Origin of the sequence: Streptomyces sp. NPDC086989 (assembly GCF_044745505.1) — a bacterium.
GTDB lineage: Bacteria > Actinomycetota > Actinomycetes > Streptomycetales > Streptomycetaceae > Streptomyces.
In genome coordinates, this window is sequence record NZ_JBIVAL010000004.1 from 477,250 (window position 1) to 502,764 (window position 25,515).

The 25,515-nt window shown below is 70.2% G+C and carries 32 protein-coding genes; 25 read left to right on the plus strand and 7 right to left on the minus strand.

Annotated features, from left to right (window positions below; translation table 11 throughout):
• Positions 1–24 precede the first annotated feature (24 nt).
• The 9 genes from ACIPK4_RS11805 (at position 25) to ACIPK4_RS11845 (ending at position 8,233) form a co-directional block, all read left to right on the plus strand.
• Positions 25–786 carry a helix-turn-helix transcriptional regulator gene (locus ACIPK4_RS11805; RefSeq protein WP_402311361.1) on the plus strand — a complete coding sequence of 254 codons (762 nt, stop codon included), beginning with the start codon at positions 25–27 and terminating at the stop codon, positions 784–786.
• Entirely contained in the window at positions 783–2,198 is a 1,416-nt protein-coding gene (gene sufB / locus ACIPK4_RS11810) for a Fe-S cluster assembly protein SufB (RefSeq protein WP_376191812.1), read from the plus strand. The genes ACIPK4_RS11805 and sufB overlap by 4 nt, the downstream gene beginning before the upstream one ends.
• An 80-nt stretch (positions 2,199–2,278) precedes the next feature.
• On the plus strand, positions 2,279–3,457 hold the full coding sequence (gene sufD, locus ACIPK4_RS11815; RefSeq protein WP_054222731.1) for a Fe-S cluster assembly protein SufD: 1,179 nt from the start codon (positions 2,279–2,281) through the stop codon (positions 3,455–3,457).
• Positions 3,457–3,774: a bifunctional 3-phenylpropionate/cinnamic acid dioxygenase ferredoxin subunit gene (locus ACIPK4_RS11820; protein WP_402311364.1), complete on the plus strand. Its 318-nt coding sequence runs from the start codon at positions 3,457–3,459 to the stop codon at positions 3,772–3,774. Before sufD ends, ACIPK4_RS11820 begins: the two co-directional genes overlap by 1 nt.
• A 7-nt stretch (positions 3,775–3,781) precedes the next feature.
• Positions 3,782–4,546: a Fe-S cluster assembly ATPase SufC gene (sufC, locus tag ACIPK4_RS11825; RefSeq protein WP_053785807.1), complete on the plus strand. Its 765-nt coding sequence runs from the start codon at positions 3,782–3,784 to the stop codon at positions 4,544–4,546.
• Positions 4,543–5,799: a cysteine desulfurase gene (locus ACIPK4_RS11830; RefSeq protein WP_376191814.1), complete on the plus strand. Its 1,257-nt coding sequence runs from the start codon at positions 4,543–4,545 to the stop codon at positions 5,797–5,799. Before sufC ends, ACIPK4_RS11830 begins: the two co-directional genes overlap by 4 nt.
• 22 nt (positions 5,800–5,821) lie before the next feature.
• Positions 5,822–6,286 (plus strand): Fe-S cluster assembly sulfur transfer protein SufU, encoded by a 465-nt coding sequence (gene sufU / locus ACIPK4_RS11835; protein ID WP_030160391.1) that lies wholly within the window; start codon positions 5,822–5,824, stop codon positions 6,284–6,286.
• Positions 6,283–6,630, plus strand: coding sequence for a metal-sulfur cluster assembly factor (locus ACIPK4_RS11840; RefSeq protein WP_030160393.1), 348 nt, complete (start codon positions 6,283–6,285; stop codon positions 6,628–6,630). Before sufU ends, ACIPK4_RS11840 begins: the two co-directional genes overlap by 4 nt.
• 232 nt (positions 6,631–6,862) lie before the next feature.
• The gene (locus tag ACIPK4_RS11845) at positions 6,863–8,233 is read left to right on the plus strand and encodes a DUF3616 domain-containing protein (RefSeq protein WP_054222727.1); all 1,371 of its coding nucleotides are present in this window, start codon (positions 6,863–6,865) and stop codon (positions 8,231–8,233) included.
• Between the two features lie 199 nt (positions 8,234–8,432).
• On the opposite strand, the gene ACIPK4_RS11850 is transcribed toward ACIPK4_RS11845, so the two are convergent.
• A complete protein-coding gene (locus ACIPK4_RS11850) occupies positions 8,433–9,308 on the minus strand; it encodes a winged helix-turn-helix transcriptional regulator (protein ID WP_402311369.1) in 876 nt (291 codons plus the stop codon).
• A gap of 103 nt (positions 9,309–9,411) precedes the next feature.
• Here ACIPK4_RS11850 and ACIPK4_RS11855 point away from each other — a divergent pair, with 103 nt between their 5' ends.
• A complete protein-coding gene (locus ACIPK4_RS11855; protein ID WP_402311808.1) occupies positions 9,412–10,650 on the plus strand; it encodes an MFS transporter in 1,239 nt (412 codons plus the stop codon).
• A 9-nt stretch (positions 10,651–10,659) separates the two neighbouring features.
• Positions 10,660–11,640, plus strand: coding sequence for a 2,3,4,5-tetrahydropyridine-2,6-dicarboxylate N-succinyltransferase (dapD, locus tag ACIPK4_RS11860; RefSeq protein ID WP_054222725.1), 981 nt, complete (start codon positions 10,660–10,662; stop codon positions 11,638–11,640).
• A gap of 148 nt (positions 11,641–11,788) precedes the next feature.
• Here the strand turns inward: dapD and ACIPK4_RS11865 are convergent, their stop codons facing one another.
• The 3 genes from ACIPK4_RS11865 to ACIPK4_RS11875 all read right to left on the minus strand — a co-directional run bounded on the left by ACIPK4_RS11865 (position 11,789) and on the right by ACIPK4_RS11875 (position 14,556).
• Positions 11,789–12,043, minus strand: a complete 255-nt coding sequence (locus ACIPK4_RS11865; RefSeq protein ID WP_054222724.1) for a hypothetical protein — start codon at positions 12,041–12,043, stop codon at positions 11,789–11,791.
• A 157-nt stretch (positions 12,044–12,200) separates the two neighbouring features.
• Positions 12,201–12,644 (minus strand): GNAT family N-acetyltransferase, encoded by a 444-nt coding sequence (locus ACIPK4_RS11870; protein WP_402311372.1) that lies wholly within the window; start codon positions 12,642–12,644, stop codon positions 12,201–12,203.
• A 70-nt stretch (positions 12,645–12,714) separates the two neighbouring features.
• Positions 12,715–14,556, minus strand: coding sequence for an endonuclease/exonuclease/phosphatase family protein (locus tag ACIPK4_RS11875; RefSeq protein ID WP_402311375.1), 1,842 nt, complete (start codon positions 14,554–14,556; stop codon positions 12,715–12,717).
• Positions 14,557–14,875: 319 nt separating this feature from the next.
• On the opposite strand from ACIPK4_RS11875, the gene ACIPK4_RS11880 reads away from it, so the two are divergent.
• Together ACIPK4_RS11880 and ACIPK4_RS11885 are read left to right on the plus strand one after the other, a co-directional pair.
• On the plus strand, positions 14,876–16,393 hold the full coding sequence (locus ACIPK4_RS11880) for a hypothetical protein (RefSeq protein ID WP_402311378.1): 1,518 nt from the start codon (positions 14,876–14,878) through the stop codon (positions 16,391–16,393).
• A gap of 313 nt (positions 16,394–16,706) precedes the next feature.
• On the plus strand, positions 16,707–18,146 hold the full coding sequence (locus tag ACIPK4_RS11885; RefSeq protein ID WP_402311379.1) for an alkaline phosphatase PhoX: 1,440 nt from the start codon (positions 16,707–16,709) through the stop codon (positions 18,144–18,146).
• Between the two features lie 68 nt (positions 18,147–18,214).
• Here ACIPK4_RS11885 and ACIPK4_RS11890 read toward each other — a convergent pair whose 3' ends face one another.
• The 3 genes from ACIPK4_RS11890 to ACIPK4_RS11900 all read right to left on the minus strand — a co-directional run bounded on the left by ACIPK4_RS11890 (position 18,215) and on the right by ACIPK4_RS11900 (position 20,844).
• Positions 18,215–18,400, minus strand: a complete 186-nt coding sequence (locus ACIPK4_RS11890) for a hypothetical protein (RefSeq protein WP_054222719.1) — start codon at positions 18,398–18,400, stop codon at positions 18,215–18,217.
• Between the two features lie 214 nt (positions 18,401–18,614).
• On the minus strand, positions 18,615–19,970 hold the full coding sequence (locus ACIPK4_RS11895; protein ID WP_402311382.1) for an integrase: 1,356 nt from the start codon (positions 19,968–19,970) through the stop codon (positions 18,615–18,617).
• A 424-nt stretch (positions 19,971–20,394) separates the two neighbouring features.
• On the minus strand, positions 20,395–20,844 hold the full coding sequence (locus tag ACIPK4_RS11900) for a hypothetical protein (RefSeq protein ID WP_402311385.1): 450 nt from the start codon (positions 20,842–20,844) through the stop codon (positions 20,395–20,397).
• Positions 20,845–21,007: 163 nt separating this feature from the next.
• Here ACIPK4_RS11900 and ACIPK4_RS11905 point away from each other — a divergent pair, with 163 nt between their 5' ends.
• The 12 genes from ACIPK4_RS11905 (at position 21,008) to ACIPK4_RS11960 (ending at position 25,506) form a co-directional block, all read left to right on the plus strand.
• Positions 21,008–21,250, plus strand: coding sequence for a helix-turn-helix domain-containing protein (locus ACIPK4_RS11905; protein WP_402311388.1), 243 nt, complete (start codon positions 21,008–21,010; stop codon positions 21,248–21,250).
• Position 21,251: 1 nt separating this feature from the next.
• Complete coding sequence (locus ACIPK4_RS11910; RefSeq protein ID WP_402311391.1) at positions 21,252–21,551, plus strand: hypothetical protein; 300 nt, start codon at positions 21,252–21,254, stop codon at positions 21,549–21,551.
• Positions 21,552–21,653: 102 nt separating this feature from the next.
• The gene (locus ACIPK4_RS11915; RefSeq protein WP_402311393.1) at positions 21,654–21,935 is read left to right on the plus strand and encodes a hypothetical protein; all 282 of its coding nucleotides are present in this window, start codon (positions 21,654–21,656) and stop codon (positions 21,933–21,935) included.
• Complete coding sequence (locus tag ACIPK4_RS11920) at positions 21,928–22,188, plus strand: hypothetical protein (RefSeq protein ID WP_402311395.1); 261 nt, start codon at positions 21,928–21,930, stop codon at positions 22,186–22,188. The genes ACIPK4_RS11915 and ACIPK4_RS11920 overlap by 8 nt, the downstream gene beginning before the upstream one ends.
• Positions 22,181–22,423 carry a hypothetical protein gene (locus ACIPK4_RS11925; protein WP_402311398.1) on the plus strand — a complete coding sequence of 81 codons (243 nt, stop codon included), beginning with the start codon at positions 22,181–22,183 and terminating at the stop codon, positions 22,421–22,423. The genes ACIPK4_RS11920 and ACIPK4_RS11925 overlap by 8 nt, the downstream gene beginning before the upstream one ends.
• On the plus strand, positions 22,420–23,184 hold the full coding sequence (locus ACIPK4_RS11930) for a hypothetical protein (protein WP_402311400.1): 765 nt from the start codon (positions 22,420–22,422) through the stop codon (positions 23,182–23,184). The genes ACIPK4_RS11925 and ACIPK4_RS11930 overlap by 4 nt, the downstream gene beginning before the upstream one ends.
• Positions 23,181–23,363, plus strand: a complete 183-nt coding sequence (locus ACIPK4_RS11935; RefSeq protein WP_402311403.1) for a hypothetical protein — start codon at positions 23,181–23,183, stop codon at positions 23,361–23,363. Before ACIPK4_RS11930 ends, ACIPK4_RS11935 begins: the two co-directional genes overlap by 4 nt.
• On the plus strand, positions 23,363–23,524 hold the full coding sequence (locus ACIPK4_RS11940; RefSeq protein WP_402311406.1) for a hypothetical protein: 162 nt from the start codon (positions 23,363–23,365) through the stop codon (positions 23,522–23,524). Before ACIPK4_RS11935 ends, ACIPK4_RS11940 begins: the two co-directional genes overlap by 1 nt.
• Before the next feature lie 93 nt (positions 23,525–23,617).
• Entirely contained in the window at positions 23,618–23,875 is a 258-nt protein-coding gene (locus ACIPK4_RS11945) for a hypothetical protein (RefSeq protein ID WP_402311409.1), read from the plus strand.
• A complete protein-coding gene (locus tag ACIPK4_RS11950; protein WP_402311411.1) occupies positions 23,865–24,587 on the plus strand; it encodes a hypothetical protein in 723 nt (240 codons plus the stop codon). The genes ACIPK4_RS11945 and ACIPK4_RS11950 overlap by 11 nt, the downstream gene beginning before the upstream one ends.
• Before the next feature lie 106 nt (positions 24,588–24,693).
• Positions 24,694–24,906, plus strand: a complete 213-nt coding sequence (locus ACIPK4_RS11955; protein WP_402311413.1) for a hypothetical protein — start codon at positions 24,694–24,696, stop codon at positions 24,904–24,906.
• Positions 24,907–24,969: 63 nt separating this feature from the next.
• A complete protein-coding gene (locus ACIPK4_RS11960; RefSeq protein WP_402311416.1) occupies positions 24,970–25,506 on the plus strand; it encodes a hypothetical protein in 537 nt (178 codons plus the stop codon).
• Positions 25,507–25,515: the final 9 nt, after the last annotated feature.

Genomic DNA, 25,515 nt, shown 5'->3' on the forward strand with positions numbered 1-25,515 from the left:
GACTAATTACGCAACAATGGCGTTGTGAAATACGGCGAACGGATGATCGAGGCCCCCCAGGGGGAACTCGCTACCGGGGAGCGGTCAACCCGCAACCGGGTCGCGCGTTCCATCCTGGACCACGGTCCGTCCACCGTCGCCGACCTCGCCGCGCGTCTCGGCCTCACCCAGGCCGCCGTCCGCCGCCACCTCGACACGCTCGTCGCCGACGACGTGGTCGAACCGCGTGAGCAGCGCGTGTACGGCACGCGCACCCGGGGGCGGCCCGCCAAGGTCTTCGCGCTGACCGACTGCGGCCGCGACGCGTTCGACCAGTCCTACGACTCCCTCGCCGCGGACGCACTGCGCTGGATCGCGCAGGCCGCCGGCGGAGGAGAGCAGGGGGAGGCGGCCGTAGCCGCCTTCGCCAGGGCGCGGATGGACGCACAGGCCGAGACCTACCGGGAAAGCCTGGACGCCGCCGCCCCCGAGGAGCGCACCGAGGCCCTCGCCAAGGCGTTGAGCGCGGACGGGTACGCTGCTACGGCGAAGAGCGCTCCCGGTCCGCACAGCGGTGAACAGCTCTGCCAGCACCACTGCCCGGTCGCCCATGTCGCCGAGCAGTTCCCGCAGCTCTGCGAGGCGGAGACCGAGGTCTTCTCCCGCCTGCTCGGGACGCATGTGCAGCGCCTCGCCACGATCGCCCACGGCGACGGGGTGTGCACCACGTTCATCCCGCGAGGCGCGGGCACCACACAGACCGACACATCAGCATCTGCACGCACGGCCGGGAGGAACCCCGCATGACCACGGAGACTGCTCACCCTGAGCTCGAGGGTCTGGGCAATTACGAGTACGGCTGGGCCGACTCCGACGAGGCCGGCGCGGTTGCCAAGCGAGGCCTGTCCGAGGACGTGGTCCGCGACATCTCGGCCAAGAAGAACGAGCCCGAGTGGATGCTGAAGCTCCGCCTCAAGGGCCTGAAGCTCTTCGACAAGAAGCCCATGCCGACCTGGGGCTCGGACCTCTCCGGCATCGACTTCGACAACATCAAGTACTTCGTGCGTTCCACCGAGAAGCAGGCCGCTTCGTGGGAGGACCTGCCGCAGGACATCAAGAACACGTACGACAAGCTCGGCATCCCGGAGGCGGAGAAGCAGCGCCTCGTCGCCGGTGTCGCCGCCCAGTACGAGTCCGAGGTCGTCTACCACCAGATCCGCGAGGACCTGGAGGAACAGGGCGTCATCTTCCTCGACACGGACACCGCGCTCAAGGAGCACCCGGAGCTCTTCCAGGAGTACTTCGGCACGGTCATCCCCGTCGGCGACAACAAGTTCGCGTCGCTGAACACCGCCGTGTGGTCGGGCGGCTCGTTCATCTACGTGCCCAAGGGCGTCAAGGTCGACATCCCGCTCCAGGCCTACTTCCGCATCAACACGGAGAACATGGGCCAGTTCGAGCGGACGCTGATCATCGTCGACGAGGACGCGTACGTCCACTACGTCGAGGGCTGCACCGCCCCGATCTACTCCTCGGACTCGCTGCACAGCGCCGTGGTCGAGATCATCGTGAAGAAGGGCGGCCGCTGCCGCTACACGACGATCCAGAACTGGTCGAACAACGTCTACAACCTGGTCACCAAGCGCGCCGTGGCGTACGAGGGCGCGACCATGGAGTGGATCGACGGCAACATCGGTTCCAAGGTCACCATGAAGTACCCGGCCGTCTACCTGATGGGCGAGCACGCCAAGGGCGAGACCCTGTCCATCGCCTTCGCGGGCGAGGGCCAGCACCAGGACGCCGGCTCCAAGATGGTCCACATGGCGCCGAACACCTCCTCCAACATCGTCTCCAAGTCGGTGGCGCGGGGCGGCGGCCGCACCTCGTACCGCGGCCTGGTCGAGATCGGCGAGGGTGCCCACGGCTCCAAGTCGAACGTGCTCTGCGACGCGCTGCTGGTCGACACGATCTCCCGTTCGGACACGTACCCGTACGTGGACGTCCGCGAGGACGACGTCTCCATGGGCCACGAGGCCACGGTCTCCAAGGTCTCCGACGACCAGCTCTTCTACCTGATGAGCCGCGGTCTGACCGAGTTCGAGGCCATGGCCATGATCGTGCGCGGCTTCGTCGAGCCCATCGCGCGCGAGCTGCCCATGGAGTACGCCCTGGAGCTCAACCGGCTGATCGAGCTGCAGATGGAGGGCTCGGTCGGCTAGTCCCGGCCGGCCCCACGGCTCACGCAGCACATTCTTCGACGCAGGCACTGCTTTTTAAGAGAGCGAGCAACACGACAGCCATGGCTGAGGCTCAGAACATTCCGGCGGGTTCGACCACCGCCGGCGCGATCGCGGTGGCCGCCGAGTCCACCGTCGCCACCCGGATGAGCGCACCCCCGTCCTTCGACGTGGCGGACTTCCCCGTCCCCCACGGCCGCGAGGAGGAGTGGCGGTTCACCCCGCTGGCGCGCCTGCGTGGTCTGCACGACGGCACCGCGGTCGCCAACGGCACCATGAAGGCCCAGATCGACGCGCCCGAGGGCGTCACCGTCGAGTCGGTGGAGCGCGACGACGCGCGCATCGGCAAGGCCGGCACCCCGGTGGACCGGATCGCCGCCCAGGCGTTCTCGTCCTTCGCCAAGGCCACGGTCGTCACCGTGCCCAAGGAGACCGTCCTGACCGAGCCGGTGCGCGTCTCGCTGCACGGCGAGGGCGGCACGACCTTCGGCCACACCGTCTTCGACGTCCAGGCCTTCGCCGAGGCCGTCATCGTCATCGACCACACCGGTGACGGCGTGCGCGCCGCCAACGTCGACTTCCTCGTCGGCGACGGCGCCAAGCTCACCGTCGTGTCCGTGCAGGACTGGGACGACACCGCCGTCCACTGCTCCCAGCACAACGCCCTGGTCGGCCGCGACGCGACCTACAAGTCGATCGTGGTCACCTTCGGCGGTGACGTGGTACGCCTGCACCCGCGGGTCAGCTACGCGGGCCCCGGCGGCGAGGCCGAGCTCCTCGGCCTGTACTTCACGGACGCCGACCAGCACCAGGAGCACCGCCTCCTGGTCACGCACGACGCCCCGCACTGCAAGTCCCACGTGGTCTACAAGGGTGCGCTGCAGGGCGAAGGCGCCCACGCCGTGTGGATCGGCGACGTCCTCATCGAGAAGAGCGCCGAGGGCACCGACACCTACGAGATGAACCGCAACCTCGTCCTCACGGACGGCGCGCGGGTCGACTCGGTGCCGAACCTGGAGATCGAGACCGGCGAGATCGTCGGCGCCGGCCACGCCTCCGCGACCGGCCGCTTCGACGACGAGCAGCTCTTCTACCTGCAGGCCCGTGGCATCCCGGCCGACGAGGCCCGCCGTCTGGTCGTGCGCGGCTTCTTCGCCGAGCTCGTCCAGCAGATCGGTGTCGACGACATCGAGGAGCGCCTGCTCGCCAAGATCGAGACCGAGCTCGAGGCGTCCGTCTGATGACCTACGTCAAGGCCTGTGCGCTGAGTGAGCTGGAGGACAACACCCCCAAGCGGGTGGAACTCGACGGCACGCCGGTGTCCATCGTCTCCACCGAGGGGGAGGTGTTCGCGATCAACGACATCTGCTCGCACGCGAACGTCTCGCTCTCGGAGGGCGAGGTCGAGGACTGCATGATCGAGTGCTGGCTGCACGGGTCCTCGTTCGACCTGCGCACCGGCAAGCCCTCCGGTCTGCCCGCGACCCGCCCCGTCCCCGTATACCCCGTAAAGATCGAAGGGGACGACGTGCTCGTCTCCCTCACCCAGGAGTCCTGAGGCATCCATGGCAACGCTTGAAATCCACGACCTGCACGTCTCCGTCGAGGCCGAGAACGGCGCCCGCGAGATCCTCAAGGGTGTCGACCTCACCGTCAAGCAGGGTGAGACGCACGCCATCATGGGCCCCAACGGCTCCGGCAAGTCCACCCTGGCGTACTCGCTCGCCGGTCACCCGAAGTACACCATCACCGGTGGCACCGTGACCCTCGACGGCGAGGACGTCCTGGAGATGTCCGTCGACGAGCGCGCCCGTGCCGGCGTCTTCCTCGCCATGCAGTACCCGGTCGAGGTCCCCGGCGTCTCGGTCTCCAACTTCCTGCGTACGTCGGCCACCGCCATCCGCGGCGAGGCCCCGAAGCTGCGCACCTGGGTGAAGGAGGTCAAGTCCGCGATGGAGCAGCTCCAGATGGACCCGGCCTTCGCCGAGCGCAACGTCAACGAGGGCTTCTCCGGCGGTGAGAAGAAGCGCCACGAGATCCTCCAGCTGGAGCTCCTCAAGCCGAAGATCGCGATCCTCGACGAGACCGACTCCGGCCTGGACGTCGACGCCCTGCGCATCGTCTCCGAGGGCGTCAACCGCGTCCGTGAGACCGGTGAGGTCGGCACGCTGCTGATCACCCACTACACGCGCATCCTGCGCTACATCAAGCCCGACTTCGTGCACGTGTTCGCGAACGGCCGCATCGCCGAGTCCGGTGGCGCCGAGCTGGCGGACCAGCTGGAGGCCGAGGGCTACGACAAGTACGTGAAGGGTGGCGCAACCGCGTGACACAGCTGCCTGGCCTCCTCGACATCGAGGCGATCCGCAAGGACTTCCCCCTTCTGGATCGCGTGGTCCACGACGGGAAGAAGATCGTTTACCTGGACAACGCGGCGACTTCGCAGAAGCCGCGCCAGGTGCTCGACGCGCTGAACGAGTACTACGAGCAGCACAACGCCAACGTCCACCGCGGCGTGCACGTGCTCGCCGAGGAGGCCACGGCGCTGTACGAGGGCGCCCGCGACAAGGTCGCCGCCTTCATCAACGCGCCGAGCCGCGACGAGGTGATCTTCACCAAGAACGCCTCGGAATCGCTCAACCTCGTGGCGAACATGCTCGGCTGGGCGGACGAGCCCTACCGGGTCGACCGCGAGACCGAGATCGCCATCACGGAGATGGAGCACCACTCCAACATCGTCCCGTGGCAGCTGCTCTCGCAGCGCACCGGCGCGAAGCTGAAGTGGTTCGGCCTGACCGACGACGGCCGGCTCGACCTGTCCGACATCGAAGAGGTCATCACGGAGAAGACGAAGATCGTCTCCTTCACGCTGGTCTCCAACATCATGGGCACGATCAACCCGGTCGAGGCGATCGTCCGGCGCGCGCAGGAGGTCGGCGCGCTGGTGCTGATCGACGCCTCGCAGGCCGCTCCGCACATGCCGCTCGACGTGCAGGCGCTCGGCGCCGACTTCGTGGCCTTCACCGGCCACAAGATGTGCGGCCCGACCGGCATCGGCGTGCTCTGGGGCCGCCAGGAGCTCCTGGAGGACCTGCCCCCGTTCCTCGGCGGCGGCGAGATGATCGAGACCGTGTCGATGCACGCCTCGACGTACGCCCCGGCGCCCCACAAGTTCGAGGCGGGTACGCCCCCGATCGCCCAGGCCGTCGGCCTCGGCGCGGCCGTGGACTACCTCAGCGCCATCGGCATGGACAAGATCGCCGCGCACGAGCACGCGATCACCGAGTACGCGGTCAAGCGCCTGCTGGAGGTCCCCGACCTGCGGATCATCGGCCCGATGACGGCCGAGGACCGCGGCGCCGCGATCTCCTTCACGCTCGGTGACATCCACCCCCACGACGTGGGCCAGGTCCTGGACGAGCAGGGCATCGCGGTCCGCGTGGGACACCACTGCGCGCGCCCGGTCTGCCTGCGCTACGGAATTCCCGCGACCACGCGAGCGTCTTTCTACCTGTACTCCTCTCCGGCCGACGTCGACGCGCTGATCGACGGGCTGGAGCACGTACGGAACTTCTTCGGCTGACGAGGGCGGCGAGGACGACGCAGTGAAGCTGGATTCGATGTACCAGGAACTGATCCTGGACCACTACAAGCACCCGCACGGGCGTGGCCTGCGCGACGGCGACGCCGAGGTGCACCACGTCAACCCGACGTGCGGCGACGAGATCACGCTGCGCGTGAAGTACGACGGCGAGACGCTCACCGACGTCTCGTACGAGGGCCAGGGCTGCTCCATCAGCCAGGCCAGCGCGTCCGTGCTGAACGAGCTGCTCGTCGGCAAGGAGCTGGCCGAGGCGCAGAAGATCCAGGGCGTGTTCCTGGAGATGATGCAGTCGAAGGGCAAGATCGAGCCCGACGAGGCCATGGAGGAGGTGCTGGAGGACGCGGTCGCGTTCGTCGGCGTCTCCAAGTACCCGGCTCGCGTGAAGTGTGCTCTGCTGAGCTGGATGGCCTGGAAGGACGCGACCGCCCAGGCACTGGGCGACGCCGCGGAGAGGAAGACGGCATGACCGAGAACGCGACGCCCGCCGAGGCGTCGATCAAGCCGGCCACCGAGGAGGAGGTCCGCGAGGCCCTCTACGACGTGGTCGACCCCGAGCTGGGGATCGACGTCGTCAACCTGGGCCTGATCTACGGCATCCACATCGACGACGCGAACATCGCGACCCTCGACATGACGCTCACCTCGGCGGCCTGCCCGCTGACCGACGTCATCGAGGACCAGGCGAAGTCGGCGACGGACGGCATCGTGAGCGAGCTCCGGATCAACTGGGTCTGGATGCCGCCGTGGGGCCCGGACAAGATCACGGACGACGGCCGCGAGCAGCTGCGCGCACTCGGCTTCAACGTCTGAGCCGTATCGCTTCACGAAGGGCCCCCGGCACCGCGCCGGGGGCCCTTCGCGTGTCCCGGCGGGCCTCCGCCGCCTCCGCGGGGGCGCGGCCCCGCGGCTTCCGGGAGGCCCTGCGTGTTCGTCCGGTGGACGATTGGAGTGCACCGGAAGTTGGCCACGGTGGCCGAACCTGCTCGACGGCCGTCACGGCGTGACGCGTGGATCGCGCTCGGCCCGACTCGTGGGGACACCGATGAAGAAGCAGCTTGGCATCGCAGGGCTCGCGGCGCTCGTCGTCGCCGGGACGGTCACCGTCGCACCCGCCCAGGCGGTGACGTACGGGACGCCGACCATCGGCCTGTCCGCGTCGTACCTGTCCGGCGCCGTCGGCGCGGTCGGGGACCCCGTGGTGAACGTGACCGTGGGGCAGAGCGGCGCCGACGCGTCCGCGCTGACCGTCAGCGCGTCCGCGTCGAGCAGGGCCTCGGTCGCCGGGACCGCAGACGTGAGCGTCACCGGGACCGGGGCGGTGCGGCAGCTGGCCGTCACCGCGCGGGGCCGCGGCTACACCGACCTCACCGTCAAGGTGACCGGGCTGGGCGGCAAGAGCGCCACCAAGACCCTCTCCTACGCCGCCTCGGCCGCCGTGCAGAACCCGGCCGACGCCCGCTACTTCTCCGGAGCCTCGGACTCCTCGGCCGCCGTGGACGTCGGCGGCGGCTACACCGTCGTCGCCGACGACGAGAACAACGTGCTGCGCCTGTACGACCGCACGCACTCGGCCGCCCCGGTCCGCACCTGGGACTTCAGCTCGCAGCTCGGTGTCACCAAGGAGGTGGACATCGAGGGGGCGACCCTGATCGGCAACACCATCTACTGGACGGGCTCGCTCGGCAACAACAAGGACGGCGAGTACAAGGCGCCCCGGAACACGGTCTTCACCACCACCGTCAGCGGCTCCGGATCCGCCACGCAGCTCGCGTACGGGCGCTCGTACAAGAGGCTCCGCGACGACCTGGTGGCCTGGGACACGGCGAACGGCAACCGCTACGGCTTCGCGGCGGGCACGGCCGCCGGCGAGGCCCCCAAGCAGATCGACGGCTTCAACGTGGAGGGCCTGGAGTTCGCCCCGGGCTCGACCACCACCGCCTACCTGGGCTTCCGTGCCCCGCTGGCCCCGGCGGTGCCGGGCGGCAAGGCGCTGATCGTGCCGGTGACCAACTTCGACAAGGTCCTCTCCAGCGGGACCAAGGCCACCTTCGGGGCGGGCATCGAGCTCGACCTGGGCGGGCTGGCGATCCGTGACATCCGCAAGAACGCGGCGAACCAGTACCTGATCCTGGCCGGCTCCTGGGCCGCGGACGACAACTCGGACCCGTACGCGCTCTACCAGTGGGACGGCGTCGCGGGACACGCCCCGGTCAAGCGGGCCGACCTGCCGACGGCGGACCCGGGCGGCTGGGAGGCCGTCGTGGACGTGCCGGACCTGTCGGTGGCGGGGGCGCGGGTCCAGCTGATCACGGACAGCGGGTCCGCGGACCTGTACGGCGACGGGGTCGACGCCAAGGACCTCACGCACCCGGAGTGGAAGAAGGCGCGGACGGCCTGGTTCACGCTGAACTGACCCGGGCCCCGGCCCCGGGACGAGGCCGCACGGCAGTTGCGTACGGGCGGGCCGGGGCCGGCACGGCCGCCCCCGCCGCGATCGGCACGCTGTTCACGGTCGAGGCTGGCGGGCCTGCCCCGCCGGACCCGGCGATCCCGCCGGTCCCCGACGCGGGCGGCGGCCCCGGCCCGGGCGGGCGCCGCCCCGTCGGCCGGGGTCAGGCGCCCGCGCGGACCGCGGTCAGGGCCGCCGTGACGCTCGCCTCGATGTCCGGGATCGGGTAGATCACCTCGCGCACGGTGCGCTCGCGGTCCACCACCAGCGTCAACCGCTTCAGCCGGCTCACCCCCGCCGCCCGGAACGTCGGCAGCCGCAGCGCCGAGGTCAGCGCGAGGTCCGCGTCCGACAGGAGCGGGAACCTCAGCCCCTCCGCCTCGGCGAACTCCCGCTGCTCGTCGGGCCGCTGGGTCGACACCCCGTGCACCGTCGCCCCCGCCGCCGTGAACTCCGCCAGCTGGTCCCGGTACGTGCACGACTCGAAGGTGCAGCCCTTCGCCCCCGGGATCCCGGCCCACCCCGGCGGATAGGACGCGGCCCGGGCGTACGCACCGGGGAAGCAGTACAGGACCGTGAACGGCGTGTCCGCCACGGGATCCCGGACCTCCCCGAACCGGTCCGGCAGCACCAGCTCCGGCAGCCGCGTCCCGCGCAGCGCGTGCACCCGCTCCGCCTCCCGCGAGGCCTCCTGCGTCGTCGCCGTCATCTCTCCCTCTCCCAGGACCCAGGTGTCTCCCCAGTCCTGGAGGGCCACCAGGACCGGCAGCAGCCCCCGCCCGCGCGGGGTCAGCCGGTACTCGTGCCGTACCGGACGCTCCTGGTACGGCTCTCGCGTCAGCACCCCGGCTTCGACCAGCAGCTTCAGCCGCTCGGCCAGCACCTTGCGGGACAGGCCCAGCTCGCGCTGGAACGCGTCGAAGCGGTGCACGCCGCGCGCCGCGTCGCGCACGATCAGCAGCGTCCACCAGTCGCCGACCACGTCGAGGGCCTGGGCGATGGCGCAGTCCGCGTCGTCGAGGGGTGTGCGCTGGGCCATGGGGGCTCCTTTGTCCGTTGACCCAAGGCTGTCATGCTGACATAGTCCGTTCCCAAAAGGAACTTACTGATTTCCGGGGAACCGCGGGGGAGTGGGTGGCGTGGTGCAGGGCCTCAAGGACGTGCCCAGAGTGGTGTGGCTGCTGGCGGCCGGGGTGTTCGTCAACGCCGTCGTCAGCTTCACGTTCGTCTTCGTCTTCCTGTACCTGACCGGCCCGCGCGGCCTCGGCACCGCCCAGGCGGGCCTGGTCACCGGCATCGGCGGCGTCGGCCTCGTCGCCGGGAACCTCACAGGCGGCTGGTACGGCGACCGCTTCGGCCACCGCCGGGTGCTGCTCGCCGCGTCCACCGCAGGCGGCCTCGCCCTGATGTCGTTCCCGCTGCTGCCCACCGCCGCGCTCTACGCGGCCCTGCCGCTGGCCCAGTACGCCTCCGGCGTGGTCCGGGCCGCCAACTCGGCGCTGGTCGCCGTCACCGTTCCCGAGGGGGCCCGCCGGCAGGCCTTCGCGGTGGTCCGCTGCGTCTCCAACGGCGGCTTCACCCTCGGCCCGCCCCTCGGGGCCCTGATCGCGACCGGGCTCTCGTACGACTGGCTCTTCGTCGGCGACGGCCTCGGCACCCTGTTCTTCGCCCTCTGGACCGCGCGGGTCGTCCCGGCCCGCGGCGCCTCACGCACCGCCGCGGCCCCGGACGGGGGTCTGGGCCGCGGCGTGTGGGAGGAGCTCCGGGCCCGCCCGGCCGTTCTCGTCCTGCTCGGCGCGATCCTGGTCACCGACCTCGTCTACCGCCAGCAGTACGGCACGTTCCCCGTCTTCCTCGCCGACCACGGGTTCGACACCCGCTCGTTCGGACTCGTCATCGCCCTCAACGGCGCCGTCATCCTGCTGCTGGAGCTCCCGGCGGCCGTCGCGCTGCGCGCCCGGCCGCCGCTGCCCGTCGTCGGGGCCGGCCTCCTCCTGGTCGGCGCCGGGTACGCGGCCCTGCTGGCCGGGGTCGGGATCGAGAGCGCCGCCGCCATGATGGTGCTGCTCAGCCTCGGCGAGATCCTGTACAAGACCACCGCCACCGCGTACGTCGCCGACCAGGCGCCCGAGCACGCCATGGGACGGTTCCAGAGCCTGTACGCCGGGGTCTCGGTCAGCGGCGTCGTCCTGGGGCCGCCGCTCGGCGGAGCCCTCTACACGGCCGCGCCGGGGCTGCTGTGGCCGCTGTGCGCCGCACTGGCGGCGGGCGCGGGCGCGGCCGTGCTGTACGCGGCGCGGCGCGAGGCAGGCCGCGCGGCGCGACACGCTGCACGACCGGCACATGAGACCGGTTCGCACCCTCGGGCCGTCGCCGGTTAGGTTTCGGGCATGACTGCTACGCGTACCACCGGCGCCGTCGCCGCCGGACTTGCCACCATCGCCGCCGACGGCACCGTCCTCGACACCTGGTTCCCCGCCCCCGAGCTGGTCGCCGAGCCCGGCCCGGCCGGCACCGAGCGCCTCACCGCCGACCAGGCCGTGCAGCTCCTGGGTGCCGCCGCGGCCAAGGCGATCCGCCTGGACGCGGTCCGCGACGTCGAGGTCGTAGCCGTCCGCACCGTGATCTCCTCCCTGGAGGACAAGCCGCTGGACGCGCACGACGCGTACCTGCGCCTGCACCTGCTCAGCCACCGCCTGGTCAAGCCGCACGGCCAGAGCCTGGACGGCGTCTTCGGGCTGCTGGCCAACGTCGCCTGGACCTCGCTGGGCCCGGTCGCCGTCGACCAGGTGGAGACCGTACGGCTGAACGCGCGCGCCGAGGGCCTGTACCTCCAGGTCACCTCGATCGACAAGTTCCCGCGGATGACGGACTACGTCGCCCCCAAGGGCGTGCGCATCGCCGACGCGGACCGGGTCCGCCTGGGCGCGCACCTCGCCGAGGGCACCACCGTCATGCACGAGGGCTTCGTCAACTTCAACGCCGGCACCCTCGGCACCTCCATGATCGAGGGCCGCATCTCGGCGGGCGTCGTGATCGGCAACGGCTCCGACATCGGCGGCGGCGCCTCCACGATGGGCACCCTCTCGGGCGGCGGCAAGCAGATCATCTCGATCGGCGAGCGCTGCCTGATCGGCGCCGAGGCGGGCGTGGGCATCGCCCTGGGCGACGAGTGCATCGTCGAGGCCGGCCTGTACGTGACCGCGGGCACCCGCGTCACCCTCCCGGACGGCCAGATCGTCAAGGCCCTGGAGCTCTCCGGCGCGAGCAACATCCTCTTCCGCCGCAACTCGGTCACCGGCACGGTCGAGGCCCGCCCGAACAACGCGGTCTGGGGCGGCCTGAACGAGGTCCTGCACAGCCACAACTGACGGCCGTGACCGGACCGGCGGCCCGGCACGCCACGACGCCCTCACCGGCCCCGACAGGGGGCGGTGAGGGCGTCGTGCCTCTCCCGTGCCGCGTCCGGGGACGTCCTCCCGCCCCGAGCGGGGGAGGGCGCCGCCGGAGGCGGGCGGGTCAGTGGAGGGGGAGGCTGCGGATCAGACCCGCGAAGGCCTCTTCCTCGGCCTCGGTCAGTTCGACCGACTCCATCGGGTGCGTCGCCGCGCTGCGCTGGGCCGGGATCACCGCGATGCCCTCGTGAGCGCCGGGCTCCGCGTGGTGGAAGCGGGAGTCCCACAGCATGTGGCCGAAGCCGAGCACCCACACGGCGGCGGCCACGAGCAGGACGGCGAGGCCAATTTCCTGGGCGAGGGAGAGCGAGGCGAACACGCGGTCCTCCGGGGGCGCGGGGGGACATGGTGGAGCGTGGGGACACTCAACACCACAACCCGGGTCGAATGGGTCACGATGTGGCGAGCGTCACGCCAGGGCCGAAAGTCCCCGACTTCCCCCCAGAGGCCCCCGCGCGGCGCGGGCGCCCACTCGCTCACTGCTCCAGACGCAGCTTGAACCCCTCGTGACTGCGCGCGAAGCCCAGCCGCTCGTAGAAGCGGTGGGCGTCCGCCCGCTGCTTGTTGCTGGTCAGCTGCACCAGCCCGCAGCCGCGCCCGCGCGCCCGCACCACCGCGAGCCGCATCAGCTCCGCGCCGAGCCCGCCGCCCCGCCGGTCGGCGCGCACCCGTACCGCCTCGACCAGCGCCCGTTCGCATCCGCCCTGGCCGAGGCCGGGGACGTACGTCAGCTGCAGGCAGCCCAGTACCGTCCCCGTCCCGGCCTCGGCGAGGACCAGCATCTCGTTGCGGGGGTCCGCCTCGATGGCGGCGAAGGCCCGTTCGTGCGCCTCGGTGACCTCGGCCCGCTCCTCGCCGGCGTCCGCCAGCAGGCCCAGTACGACGGGCAGGTCATCACGGGTGGCGATACGGAAGATCATGACCGGAAGTGTGGCAGGGGGCCCGGAGCAGACGCGTCCGGGCCCCCTGTGACTCAGGTCCGCGCCGGGGTCACGGGCGGAAGCGCAGCACCTGCGGGTCGTGGTCGCTGTTCTGCGCCGAGAACTCCGCGTTGATGTGCACGCTGTCGTACGTGAAGTTCTTGATCGCCGGGCTGGTCAGGATCTGGTCCAGCACCTGTGCGTTGCCCTGGTACACGTACGAGTAGCGCTCCGCCTTCGGCAGCGACTTGATCGCGGAGTACAGCGCCCCGCCGTCCTCCAGCGCCTTCGCGGTGCCCGAGAACTCGAAGTCGTTGATGTCGCCGACGGCGAGGACGTCCGCGTTCTTGTCGGCCGCGAGGAGGTCCTTGACGAAGGAGTTCACCGCCTGCGCCTGGAGCAGCCGCTTGGCCTCCGAGGAGCGGACCGGGGGCTGGTGGACCGAGGTCAGGCCCTCGTCGCCGCCCTTGGAGCCGAAGTGGTTGGCGATGACGAAGACCGTGCGGCCGCGGAAGACGAACTCGCCGGCCAGCGGCTTGCGGCTGTCGGCCCACGCCGGGTTGGCCGGGTCGATCCGGCCGGGGGAGTGGGTCAGGGCGGCCTTGCCGTTCTCCTTGGTCACGCCGGTCGCGGTCAGCGAGTCGCCCGCGGCGCGGTCGGTGAAGGAGACGCGGGCGGGGTTGAAGAGGAACACCTGGCGGATGTTGCCGCCGGGCTCGCCGCCGTCCTTGTTGTTCTCGGGGTTGATGGTCCGCCACTCGTAGGCCGGGCCGCCCGCCGCCACGATGGCCGCGGTGAACTTCTTGATGGTCTCCTCGGCCGAGACGGTGCCGTCGTTCTTGGCGCCGTTGTTGTCCTGGATCTCCTCCAGGGCCACGATGTCGGGCGAGGCGAGGTTCTCGACGACCGCCTTGGCCAGGTTGTCGAACTTCTCCTGGGGGTCGGTCGGGTCGAGGTTCTCCACGTTGTACGTGGCCACCGCGAGCTCGCCGGGCGCCTGGGCCTTGGTCTTCTCGGGGGCGAGGGTGCCCGCCGTGACCGTGCCGAGGGTGCGGGCCACCAGCGTGTAGCCGCCGAACTGGTTGAAGTCCAGCGGGCCCTCGGTGGTGCCGGTCAGCTTGTCGCCGACGTTCGCCACCGGGAAGGGCTGCTGCGCGAGCGGCGCGAGCTGCTGGATCTGGAGCCGGCCGGTGTTCTGGGACTCGTACGAACCGTAGAGCGTGCCGCCGCGCTTGGCGGTGTTCTCCCAGCCCTTCACTGTGACCCACAGCTCCGCGTGCGGGTCCGTGGCGCCGACCACCCGCGAGGTGCCGATCTTCACGTTCATGCCCTCGAGGGACTCGTAGAAGTCCAGGGCGTAGCGCGAGGGCTCCAGCGTCAGGCCGTTGATGCTGTTCGCGGCGGCCGGGTCGCCCGCCGGGGCGTACGCGGCGGGCACGTTGTACTCGTTGATCGCGGTGGCCTCGGGCAGCGCGTTGCCCGAGGAGAGCACGGTCACGGCGGGCTTGGAGATCTGGGTGACCGACTGGTTGCCGGAGGAGACGCCCCCGGGGGTGTACTCGCCGACCAGACCGGAGACCTTGACGGCGTCGCCGACGGCCACGGTCGGGACGGAGCTGGTGAAGACGAAGATGCCCTCACTGGTCGCGTCGTTGTCGTCGGCGTCCGGGTCCTGCATCCAGAAGCCGCGCGAGCCGTAGGTGCGCACACCCGTCACGATGCCCGCGACATCGGCCACCTGCTTGCCGTTGAGCGGGGATATCCGGGTGGTGCCCTGGATGTCGTGGATGCGTATCGGATCGGCGGACGCGGCGCCTTCGGCCGCGTCGGCGGTGCCCGCCAGCAGACCGGTGGCCAGGGCGGTGGCGACGAGTGCCGAGACGGCGGCGGAACGGGGATGCGAGGAGCGCATGGTCAGGAACTCCGGTGTGTGGAGGAAGGAAAACGAAGGGTGATGCGTGGTTTTGGCCGGATTCGTACGGAGGTTCCACGGCTGAGCCGCAGGAGATCCGCAGGAGTCCCGCCGGTTCCCCATAGATCTACGCGCGTCAATTTCCTGTGTGACCAGGGAAGTTGTCAAGGTCTCCAGGGCATACGGCGGCTGACTGTGGGATGAACCAAAGGAGATGGCCCACCGGGCGCGCCCGAAATGCGTCTACTCTGGTTCGCCGGACGGCCGCCCGACGGGCGCCGTGCCCGCCGCCCCACCGCGTCCGCGAGGAGACCGCCCCATGTCCGCAGAGCCGCACCCCACGCTGCCGCCGGTACGGCTGCCCTCCGATGCGGAACTGGCCCGCGAGGCCCTTGCCGCCCCGCTGTTCGCCCGCGCCGTACGGCTGGCCCGCTGGGCCGGACCGGACACCCGCGTCGGCGTCGGCGGCGAACTCGCCGCCGTCCAGCTGCCCGAGGCCGCCGCCGTGCTCGGACTCGACCCCGCCGACGAGGAGGGGCCGGTGCTCGCGAGCCAGGCCTGGCGGGTCGCCGTGGACACCGGCCTCGTCGACGTGACCGAACCCGATGACGGGGGTGACGGGGGTGACCGGGGTGACGGCGGTGATGGCGGTGGGGGCGCCGAGGAGGAGTCCGGCACCGCCGTGCCCGGCGAGGACCTGGCGCTGGTGACCGGCGGCGCGCCCGGTGACGTGCTCGACCTGTGGCTGGCGGCCCTCGACACCGTGCTCGCCGACGCGGCCGTGCCCGATCTGGATGACCTCGTCGACGCGTTGGACGCGGGCGGTGAGATCGACTTCGACCGGCTCGACTGGAATCCCGGCCGCGAGGCGGACTTCCTCGACGGGGTCCTCGCCAACCTCTACCTGCTCTCCGTCTCCGAACACGGCGCATCGGACGGGCCGGTCCCGCTGCCCGTGCTCGCCGCCTCGATGGTCGTCCCCGAGGACATGCGCGATCCCACCGACGCCGTGCTGGAGCAGGTCTCGGACGCGATGATGCGCCTCGACGACCAGTTCCGGCAGCTGGAGCCGATCGGGCTCGTCGAGTTCCGGCCCGTCGACGAGGCGCTCATGGCGGAGGCCGACGACGAGGAGCTCGCGGCCGGTCCGGTGGCCGGCGCCCTCGACGACGAGGACGTCTCCCGGTACGGGATGGTGCGGCTGACCCCGCTCGGCCTGTACGGGATCCGCGCCCGCATGCTGGAGGCCGGGGTCGCCGCCCCCGCCGTGGGTGAACTGGCCGACAAGGGCGCGGACGCCCTGCTCGACGCCGTCTCCGGCTACCCCGAGGGCGCGGCCCAGGCCGAGATCGAGCAGTGGCTCGCGGGCCGCGAAGTGCCGGTCGCGGTCGCCGAGCTGCTGGCCGCCGCCCGGGGCGCCGACGAGGGCGGCCCGTTGCGCCGGCTGCGCTGCCAGCAGGCCCTCGCACCGGCCGGCCCGGAGGCCGAGCCGGCGGTCCGGGCGGTGCTGGACGACCCGGAGCTGGGCGGGCTCGCCCGGGTGTGGCTCGCCGAGCGCGGGGTGGCCGACGTACCGGCGCCGGACGGGGCCATGGTGTTCTGGCTGACCGTCGACACGATCGCGGCGCAGCTCGCCGCGGACGGGGAGACGGAGGAACTGCCGCTGCTGATGCAGTCGCTGACCGCCCACCACGCGGGGTTCTTCGACCAGGTCTGGCGGGTGGAGCACCCGGCGACGGTGTCCGTGCTGGAGGCGATGGGCCGGATGCACCCGGACAGGAAGGCGGCCAAGGAGGCCCGGAAGGCCGCCTTCAAGGCACGTTCGCGACAGGGCTGACGCTGGGGAGACCCCGCGGTGCCGGTGGCCGGGGCGCCGTACGCTGCCGGCGGCCGGGCACCGCACGGTGCCGGTGGCCGGGCGCCGCACGGTGCCGGTGGGGCGGCGGGGACCGGGGCGGCGATCGGCGAGGGGGCTCGGGGGGAGCGGAGCCCGGAACGCGCCGTTCCTGAGCCGGAGTTGGCCATTGCGGCCACCGGCAAGGGGTCCGCTCCCCGTCCCGGGTAGTTCAGCCGCCGTTCACGTGCGGGCGGGAGCGTGTGCGCCGACGACCGCACGACAGGCGCACCACCTCCCCACCCCTGGAGACCCGATGCCGCTCAGCCGTAGAGACTTCACCGCCCGCACCGTCATCGCCGGCGCGGGAGTGGCGCTCACCGGGACGGTCGGCGCCCTCGCCACCGCCCCGGGAGCACTGGCGGCCGACGACAGCACCCTGCGCGACGAGCACGGCCGGCCCTGCGAGCCCGGGTACGGGCCGCTTGTCCCGGACCCGGCCGGACTGCTCGCCCTCCCCGCCGGGTTCAGCTACCGTGTGATCACCCACAGCGGTGTCACCCGCCTCGACTCCGGCGAGTCCACCCCGTCCAACCACGACGGCACGGCCGCCTTCGAGGGCCACCGCGGGGTCACCCTCCTCGTCAACAACCACGAGCTCAAGGGCAGGCGGGCCAACTGGGCCCACCCCGTCCCGCTGACCGAGGGCCTCGTCTACGACCCGGCCGCGGCCGGCGGCTGCACGGTCGTCGAGGTCCGCCGCGGCGGAGAGGTCGCCGAATGGGTGGGCGTCGCCGGTACGTCAACCAACTGCGCGGGCGGCGCCACCCCCTGGGACACCTGGCTAACCTGCGAGGAGACCGAGGACCTGGCCGGCAAGAACGGGATGACCAAGGACCACGGGTACGTGTTCGAGGTCGACCCGCACGACCGGCGCGCCAACCTCGATCCGAAGCCGGTCAAGGCCTTCGGCCGTTACGCCCACGAGGCGGTCGTCATCGACCCGCGCCAGGGCCACGCCTACCTGACCGAGGACGCCTCCGGCCCCAACGGGCTGTTCTACCGCTGGACCCCGCCGAGCGGCTTCCGCCACGGACGCGGCAAGCTCCGCACCCTCGCGGCCGACGCCGGCGTGCTGGCCGCCGCCAAGTGCTTCGACAGCGCGGGCCGCTTCGTGGACGACCTCTCGCGCGCGACGCGGATCGGCACGGTCTACGGCGTCGACTGGGTGAGCGTGCCGGACCGCGACGCGCGGACGGTGTCGGTGCGCAGGCAGTTCGCGGACGGCACGGTGACCCGCGCCCGCAAGCTGGAGGGCATGTGGTGGGCCGACGGCGGCGCGTACTTCGTCTCCTCGTACGCGCGTGAGGAGAGCCCCGGCACCGCCCACGACGGCCAGGTGTGGTTCTACGACCCGAAGCGGCGCACGATCCGGCTGACGGTCGTGCTCGGAGTGAACGCGGACCCGGCGAAGGACGGCTCCTTCGACGGCCCCGACAACATCACCGTCTCCCCGTACGGCGGTCTGGTCATCGCCGAGGACGGCAGCGGTCTGCAGCACCTGTTCGGCGCCACCGAGTCCGGACGCACCTACCCGCTGGCGCGCAACGAGCTGAACCTGGGGACGGCGCAGGAGCCCGAGTACTCCGAGTTCACGGGGGTCTGCTTCTCCCCGGACGGGCGCACCCTGTACGCCAACATCCAGGAGCCCGGCATCATGCTGGCCATCACCGGACCGTGGCGGCGCGCACACTGACGCCCGAAGGCCGGCCGGCGGCACGACCGGCGGCCGGCATCACGATCGACGGCTGCGCCGCCGCCCCTTCACGGGGCGGCGGCGACCTCGGCGATCTCGGCGCGACTGGCGGCGGCCCATTCCTCGAGCAGGAACTCATACGCCTCGGAGGGCCACTCGTCTGCCACCCGGGTCTCGACGAGGTGCCGTATCGCCTCGTTCGCCTCTGCGGCGGACGGGCGGGCGGGACCCACGGGCCGGAGTGTGCTGTACATGCTTTCAAGGCTACGGGCGGGCACTGACAGTCACCTCCGGATTAAGGGTGGAATCCATCACCTCGGACCGGCGGCACGCCGGTCATGGTGGCTCCATGTGCCCGCCCACCTGCTCAGAGTGTCTGGGAGCCGGGCTTGACCATCCCGCGCACTGTGCGGGACTTCACAAACTCCCCGATGGCCGTCATCTCCCATTCGCCCGAGAACTGGCGAATCAGCTTGGCCCTGTAGAGACAGAATGCGGATCATGGTCGCTGATCTGCGAGTCTTCCACCCCGTCAAGATCGACTGGGAGAGAACTGGGAAACGGCGGCATCCAAAGGCCCCCTGCTGCCTGATGGAAGGCATCCCACCTGACCTGCTGAGACTCGATGATATCGGCCTCCATCTTCGGTGTCAGGTTGCTGTACAAGCCCTTCACGCCGGCGAGCTCATGTCCCATGCGGGTCTCTACCGCGACCTCGGAGTGCCCCTCCTCGTCGAGGCATTCCTTCATCCAGTGCCGGAGGCGGTAGATCGGCAGCCCTGCGAACTCGGCCACGGGCGGGATGGCTGGGCGGGCGAAATCCCGTCGCGCCTCCCGTGCTGGGGAGCCGTCGCGGATCGGGCTCCAGTAGTCGCGGTCGAACCGGGCCCCCAGGAGGTCGCCGCCGTTCATGGCGGGGAACAACCACCGCGAGCTTCCAGTGGCAGCCAGCTCGCGGTGCATCTCGCTAAGGAACGGCGGCGTCACGAGGGTGCGATGACTCTCGTACTTCGGCGCCGTCAGGGTCTTCTTGCCGTCCACCCACTGGTGCTGGTACTCGACCCTGGTCGCCGCCACCTTCGCGTACCGGTCCATGGCCTCAAGCCGCCGCTGCCCTGGCGGCTCGCTGGCCGGCCAGCTCGGCGCGGCGAAGGCTTTCTGAAGGCCGTACATCTCACCCGGCCGCATGCCCGTGAAGGCGGCATGCCAGATGTACACCCAGCCCGTGAAGCCCCACACAACGTAGGCGTTGACAGCCAGCTGATACACCGGCGCCATGCCCAGCGCGCGCTTGACCTTCCGGGTTTTCTTCACGTAGCGGCCACGCCGCGGCGCCGCCCGAGGGATCGGCACGTCCTTGCGGTACTTGTAGCGCTCCACCGCGTCGGCCATCAGCATGCCGAAGACCATGAGAACGTCGTTCACGTAGGTCCGGGAAAGTTCCTTGGCCTCGACCTTCGCAGCCAGCTGGTTCTTCCAGGCGAGGTACTCAGGTGTGGCAATGTCGCCGACGCGCCGGCGCCCCCAGACGGGATCAATCTGCGCCTTGATCATGGACCGGTAAGACTTGACCGATTCGGGCCGCAGGTCCTGGTCGGCCAGCCAGATTGGCAGGCTGTAGTCCTTGAAGAGGAGGTCGCCTGCCGCCTTGCGATGGTGAGTGCCGTGCCGCACCTCGTACTCACGGTCGAGGCCGAAGTCGTTGGCCTTGTCCCACTCATCGAAGCCGGACTCGGACTCGTACTTCTTCTTCCCGTTGTCCAGGTACTCGCCGGCCCACCACTTGACCCGGAACTTGTTGCCGCGCTGCTCAACAAAGGGCATGGAGCATCCCCTTACGTCATCTGGAGAGTGGACGACGGATGCGCCGGCGGGCACCCCAGCCGCCGGCCCTTCCGCATCGGACTACTGTGACGCGCCGACGGGGCACCCGCGACACGTCGAGCAGTCAACTCCCTGGCTCTGCATCAGTCGCCGGACGCGGCCTTGGATCTCCGCGTCGGTGGCCGCTTGCGGGGCCAGGACACACACCATCTTGTCGTTGATCCGGAACACGTGGGCCTCGTGGCCGGGTCCCAGATCAAGTTCGATGACAGTGCTCATAGGTCCCCCTCGCCTTGCGGAGAACCCCTCCAGGTGCTCTAAAGCCTGACAGACCGAACGCCTGTTGGGCACCCATTGGTTGAATATTGCCCGTCTGGCCAGTGTTACAAATGAGTCACGGCCCGCTTGCAGAGAGTGGGGGTGCTCAAGAGGCCTCAGGGAGCAGGCCAAGGCGACGGAGTTCTTCCACGACCCTCTCCGTCATTGCCTCGGTCTGGCGGTGGGTAACGTCCGGCAGGGTGAGCCGCGCTGCCGAGTTGACTGCCGCGCGAACGTCATCAGCCAGCTGCTCGGCAGGGATGCGCTGAATCTGCGCTCCAGAGATCAGCTCGGTTCCGTCGGTCAGGGTGATGCTGTCGGCCCCGTCGAGCACGGCCCTGCAGGATCCCGCGCGCATGCCGAACCCGTGCTCAACCTTGGCGTATGTGGTCGGGCTGGCCGGTCGGCCGTGCTCGACGTTCCAGTAGGTCTGCCCAGACAGCCCGCAGGCTTTGGAGCCTTGGACCTGCGTGTACCCGAGCGCGATTCGGCGCTGCATGACCAGCTCACCCAGGAGTGTCTGCTGGTCAGTGGGGGTTTCGGTAGCTGCGGCCATGGCGCCCATCATCCCAGCTACCTCTAGCTACCGCTAGAAACGGCTACCCATGAGGCCAGAACTTGACCGTCCGGGTGGAGCTGACTAGAGCTCACTAGAGATTATTAGAAGTTACTACTCGGTATCCCTAGACGCGACTAGATGCTCCATCTAGATTCGAGGCATGGAAAGACCCCCAGCCACCTTCGAGGTGAACGGGGCGGCAATCCGCACACGCCGCAAGGAACTCGGTATGGAACTCGCCGAGTGTGCTGCCGCCGCCGGGATCAGCAGGCCGTACCTGGACCAGCTTGAACTCGGCCACCGGCGCCACCCGCGACCCCCCATATACGCGGCGCTCCGCACTGCCCTCCGCGTGACCGACGACCGTCTCCTCGCAACCGAGGACAAGCCCAGCAAGGAGTGACATGGCCGCCACCAAGGCGCCCCAGCTGAAGACCCTTGAGAACTTCTACAGCGTTCCGGAAGCCGCGGTCCGGCTCGGCCTTCGAAAGCCGGAGGACACGGGCAAGGGGGGCGAGAAGTGGCTCCGCGACGGAGTCAACCTCCACGGCTTCCCCTGCCACCGACTGGCCGGCCAGCTGAAGTTCAGCGACACCGACCTCGCCGAGATCGCCGAGCGTCACCGCAACAAGCCTGAGACGCGGAGCCGGCGGCGACCGGCGCGACGACGCCCCGTCACTCGCCCCTCCGCAGCTGCCGCCTAAGCGGCAAACGGCCCCGACCAGCGGGCTTCGACACACCGCCGGCCGAGGCCTCCCGAAATCCACCTCCCCTGCACGCCTACATGCAGAGAGACGAGGACCCCGATGTCCCACATCATGCCCGCCGAGTCGGGCAACCCCAACCCCACCGATCAGCTGTACCCCGTGACGGAGGCAGCCGAGCTGCTGCTCGGCCGGAGCAACCTCTACGCCCGGTATACGCCTGCCGACGCCAAGCGCGCGCTGCGAGCCGCCGCTGAAGCTGACGAGGTTCCCGTCCTGCGGATCGACGGCCGACTGGCCTTCAGCTACGGCGAGCTGGTCATGCACGCCACGATCGATGCGTTCGTCGCTCGCATGGTCAAGGCTGGTGAGTCTCGTGGCTGACACCAACCCCACGGCTCGTGACTGGCTCCTGAACTATGCCGGCGACAGCGACTGGCGTACCCAGGTCGACCGCCTGCTGGACCAGCACCGCGCCGAGGTCCTGTCCGAGGCTGCCGTGATCGCGCTCAACCTCCGCCAGTTCGAGAAGGCCTTCGGCGCCCGTGCTGGCGCGCAGATCTCCGAGAACGTCGGGATCATCCGGGTCGCCGATGAGCTGCTGCGGCTTGCGGACGGCGGTGAGTCTCGTGGCTGATGTCCTCCCGAGCAGTGTCCTCCCGGCCGACACCGCCTCCCCGGCCCTCGCCGAGCTGCCCCCGGAGCCGCTGCGCACTGCGGCTGAGCTGAAGCAGGCCGCCGACTGCGAGACCTTGCGTGCCGCCCGTGAGGCGTCGCACAGCGAGTCCGACCGGATCGCCTACGCCCTCGACATGGTGCTGATCACCCACCCGGGCTGCTGCACCCCGAAGAAGCCCGGAGGCCAGTCGTGAGCGCCCGCTACGCCGAAATCCAGAAGCAGGCCGCACACGACCTGCTCGACGGCAAGATGCTCATCCAGCAGGAGAACGGCGTCTACCGGCATCTCGCCTGTGGCGCTCCGGCCAGCTGGACCCGGCTGACCGTCATCACCTGGCCGTACAACCTCCTCGTCGCTGGCAGCCACGGCTCCTTCCACTTCGAGCGACAGGGCGACGACACCCTGGACATGCTCGCCTGGATCCGCCGCGTCCGGGTCGACCCGGCTCACTGGGCGGGCAAGTTGGTCAACGGCCGCCATTCGGTCGAGGAATACGACCGGGACACCCTGGAACGACTGGTCAACGAGCGGGTGTCCGAAGCCGTCAACGACGGATGGGCTCCGGACGGCCTGCGCGAGGCCGTAGCCGAAGAGCTGCTCGGCGACGAGTGGATGGACGACGAGCAGAACGCCAAGCGCCTCGTCAGCGAGTTCCAGCACGGCATGACCTACCGCAGCGAATGCTCGTGCGGGGCAGCCGAGGACCACGACTCCTACGACTCGGCCTGCCGCTGGCAGTTCTACGTCCACAAGCAGACCAGCAAGGACCACAAGGTGTCCATCCGCGAGACCGGCGGCTTCACCTTCGACGACATCTTCGACTGGCAGACCAGCCAGCTGGACTACCACTTCATCTACCAGTGCTACGCGCTGAAGTGGGCGGTCGCCCGGTACGACCAGCTACAGAACTACGGGCTGGGGAGCTACGGGGCACTCAAGGCGGTGGCGTCGTGAGCGCCCCGTCGGAGCAGCGTCCCGAGGACGTCTTGCAGGCCGCTCTGGCCGCCGAGGACCAGTGGTATCGGGACTTGTTCGACCCGCAGAACACGTGGTCGTCGACCGTCGTCGGCCAGTACCTCATCGACTGCCACCTCGCCCGCCAGCGGGCCACGGACTGGGCGGAGGCGGCGTGATGGCCCGCATCGAGACCGTGACGTCGCCCCTGCTGTCCGACCCGCCCGTCGAGCCCGAGGCGCCGGAACGCGCCGTCGACAAGAACTACGCGGATTCCGTCAGGGCTGGCTACGTCGAAACGCCTGACGAGTGGATGGCGCGGATCGGGAGCCGGTCATGACCCTCCGCCGTATCGCAGTCCTGGACGCCCTCGCGGGTGTCGCCTCGCTCCTGCTCATCGCCCTCGGGCGCCACATCCAGACCGGAGGCCGAAGTGCCTGACCAGAAGCCCGCCCGTCTCGTGATGGACGTCGACCGTGACGGCTGGACCAAGAAACTCCAACTCAACATCGCGGAGCTCGACGAGAACAACCACGGCTGGGGCTACCGACTCGCGGGCCCCAAGTACAACGGCTCCAGCGAGAACTTGCTCCGCGTCGAGCTGACCGAGCGCGACGCGACCGAGATCCGACAGATGCTCGACAGGGCTTTCCCCGTAGACGCCGAGGCGGTGGCCTCCGATGGACGCTGACACCCGCCTCGCCGAGCGTGACCCCTTCTGGCAGCAGCAGATCGATAAGCACGTCGCCTCGCGTGGTCAGCACGCCGACCCGTCCGCCTGCGGCACCTGCCGCGCCGCGGTCAAGGACGGCAAGCCCGTCGAGGACGACGAGTGCGCCCAGCGGGCCATGCTCATCCAGCCGCCGGACATGCCCTGCTGGGAAGTCCTCACCGAGATGACCGAGCAGGAGAAGGCGGACCTGCCGGCTCGCTTCCACCTTCCGGTCTTCGAGAGCTGCGGAAAGCCGAACGCCTGGCTGTGCACCGTCTGCTGGGGCGACGGCTGGTCGACGGTCTGGCCCTGCGCCACGGCCGTCAAGCACGGCACCCAGGTATTCACGCCGGAGCACGAGACGGAGCAGCACCAACAGCAGCTCCGATCCGATGCCGCCGATCTGGACCGCGCCCTGAACGAGACCATGCGCGAGCGGGACTTCATGCACCACATGGCCGACCGGCTCGCCTATGCGGTAGCCCCGCTCGAGGTCATCGGCGAGCACTCGTCGGGCAACTGCCCCTGGGAGAACGCGCTCGACCACGTCACCTCGGTCAGCAAGGTGGAAGGGCTGGTGGCTCGCATCGCCGAGCTGGAGTCCACCCTCGCTGAACGCGACGAGCAGATCGCCCACCTCCTCGCCGCCGAGCCCGCCCTCGACGACGACCAGCCGGGAGTGCCCGCATGAGCCTCATAGCCCGCGGGGAAGGCAGCCGTCCGGCCAACGCCACCCCGCCCCGCCGCCCGATACGCGTCCTGCCCCTCCACGAGGCAGCGGCGAAGGGGGCCCTGCGATGAGCTTCCGTCCCGTCACCAGCTTCGTCGTCGACTGCGACACCTGCCTTCGCGCCCTCGAGAACGGCGACCACGTCGCCCTCTTCGGATCCACGCAGGAAGGCGAGACCGAGGCGGTCGCTGCCGGCTGGACCCAGCTGCCGACCGGCGGCACGGTCTGCCCCCGCGAGGACGTCTCGCACCGCCTGGCCCGCGCCCAGCAGGCCGCCTGAACCGCTGACGCCGCGCATCCCACGGACCGCGACGTCAGCCACCAACCACACGCAGGAGCAGTCGTGGAAACCGCAGAGCACTCGATCTTGACCCACGACGGGATCTTCACCGTCGAGGCTAGGCAGCCCGTACCCGGCTTGCTGGTCTACCAGATCCCCGACACCGTGACCCCTGACAGCCGCTACCGCTGGACTCTCGGGCACCACTCCGGGCTGGCCATCGCCTCATTCGAAGACAGCACCGACGCCACGCAAGCGGCGGAAGCCATCGCCCAGCTCGCCGACTGGACGGCCTCGAACGAGCAGATCAGGGCTGCGATCCTGCCGAACGCCGAGCTGCGCCAGCGCTACTGGGACACCGTCCAAGGCCACGGCGGTCTGCACCCGAGCGACGCAGCCGAAGTGAAGAAGCCGCGTCCCGTCACCGAGGCGGACATCCGCATGGTGGCGGACCGGTACGAGGGCGACGACACCGACGGCGTCGCGATCATCTCCGGCATGGCAGTCAACGAGCCGTTCATGTACCTCGACGACGACGCCTTCAACGACGCGTTCGACCGGGTCATGCGGATCGTGCACCCCGAGCACTACGCCGCCTGATACCCGCCG

What these genes read in the sequence shown, in the direction of transcription:
- sufD (WP_054222731.1), top strand. Translation starts at nt 2,279, where the DNA reads ATGGCTGAGGCTCAGAACATTCCGGCGGGTTCGACCACCGCCGGCGCG.
- ACIPK4_RS11900 (WP_402311385.1), bottom strand. Translation starts at nt 20,844, where the DNA reads ATGGCCGCAGCTACCGAAACCCCCACTGACCAGCAGACACTCCTGGGT.
- ACIPK4_RS11880 (WP_402311378.1), top strand. Translation starts at nt 14,876, where the DNA reads ATGTCCGCAGAGCCGCACCCCACGCTGCCGCCGGTACGGCTGCCCTCC.
- ACIPK4_RS11895 (WP_402311382.1), bottom strand. Translation starts at nt 19,970, where the DNA reads ATGCCCTTTGTTGAGCAGCGCGGCAACAAGTTCCGGGTCAAGTGGTGG.
- ACIPK4_RS11950 (WP_402311411.1), top strand. Translation starts at nt 23,865, where the DNA reads ATGGACGCTGACACCCGCCTCGCCGAGCGTGACCCCTTCTGGCAGCAG.
- ACIPK4_RS11915 (WP_402311393.1), top strand. Translation starts at nt 21,654, where the DNA reads ATGTCCCACATCATGCCCGCCGAGTCGGGCAACCCCAACCCCACCGAT.
- ACIPK4_RS11870 (WP_402311372.1), bottom strand. Translation starts at nt 12,644, where the DNA reads ATGATCTTCCGTATCGCCACCCGTGATGACCTGCCCGTCGTACTGGGC.
- ACIPK4_RS11890 (WP_054222719.1), bottom strand. Translation starts at nt 18,400, where the DNA reads ATGTACAGCACACTCCGGCCCGTGGGTCCCGCCCGCCCGTCCGCCGCA.
- ACIPK4_RS11875 (WP_402311375.1), bottom strand. Translation starts at nt 14,556, where the DNA reads ATGCGCTCCTCGCATCCCCGTTCCGCCGCCGTCTCGGCACTCGTCGCC.
- ACIPK4_RS11845 (WP_054222727.1), top strand. Translation starts at nt 6,863, where the DNA reads ATGAAGAAGCAGCTTGGCATCGCAGGGCTCGCGGCGCTCGTCGTCGCC.
- ACIPK4_RS11850 (WP_402311369.1), bottom strand. Translation starts at nt 9,308, where the DNA reads ATGGCCCAGCGCACACCCCTCGACGACGCGGACTGCGCCATCGCCCAG.
- ACIPK4_RS11940 (WP_402311406.1), top strand. Translation starts at nt 23,363, where the DNA reads ATGGCCCGCATCGAGACCGTGACGTCGCCCCTGCTGTCCGACCCGCCC.
- sufC (WP_053785807.1), top strand. Translation starts at nt 3,782, where the DNA reads ATGGCAACGCTTGAAATCCACGACCTGCACGTCTCCGTCGAGGCCGAG.
- ACIPK4_RS11820 (WP_402311364.1), top strand. Translation starts at nt 3,457, where the DNA reads ATGACCTACGTCAAGGCCTGTGCGCTGAGTGAGCTGGAGGACAACACC.
- ACIPK4_RS11840 (WP_030160393.1), top strand. Translation starts at nt 6,283, where the DNA reads ATGACCGAGAACGCGACGCCCGCCGAGGCGTCGATCAAGCCGGCCACC.
- dapD (WP_054222725.1), top strand. Translation starts at nt 10,660, where the DNA reads ATGACTGCTACGCGTACCACCGGCGCCGTCGCCGCCGGACTTGCCACC.
- ACIPK4_RS11955 (WP_402311413.1), top strand. Translation starts at nt 24,694, where the DNA reads ATGAGCTTCCGTCCCGTCACCAGCTTCGTCGTCGACTGCGACACCTGC.
- sufB (WP_376191812.1), top strand. Translation starts at nt 783, where the DNA reads ATGACCACGGAGACTGCTCACCCTGAGCTCGAGGGTCTGGGCAATTAC.
- ACIPK4_RS11905 (WP_402311388.1), top strand. Translation starts at nt 21,008, where the DNA reads ATGGAAAGACCCCCAGCCACCTTCGAGGTGAACGGGGCGGCAATCCGC.
- ACIPK4_RS11885 (WP_402311379.1), top strand. Translation starts at nt 16,707, where the DNA reads ATGCCGCTCAGCCGTAGAGACTTCACCGCCCGCACCGTCATCGCCGGC.
- ACIPK4_RS11910 (WP_402311391.1), top strand. Translation starts at nt 21,252, where the DNA reads ATGGCCGCCACCAAGGCGCCCCAGCTGAAGACCCTTGAGAACTTCTAC.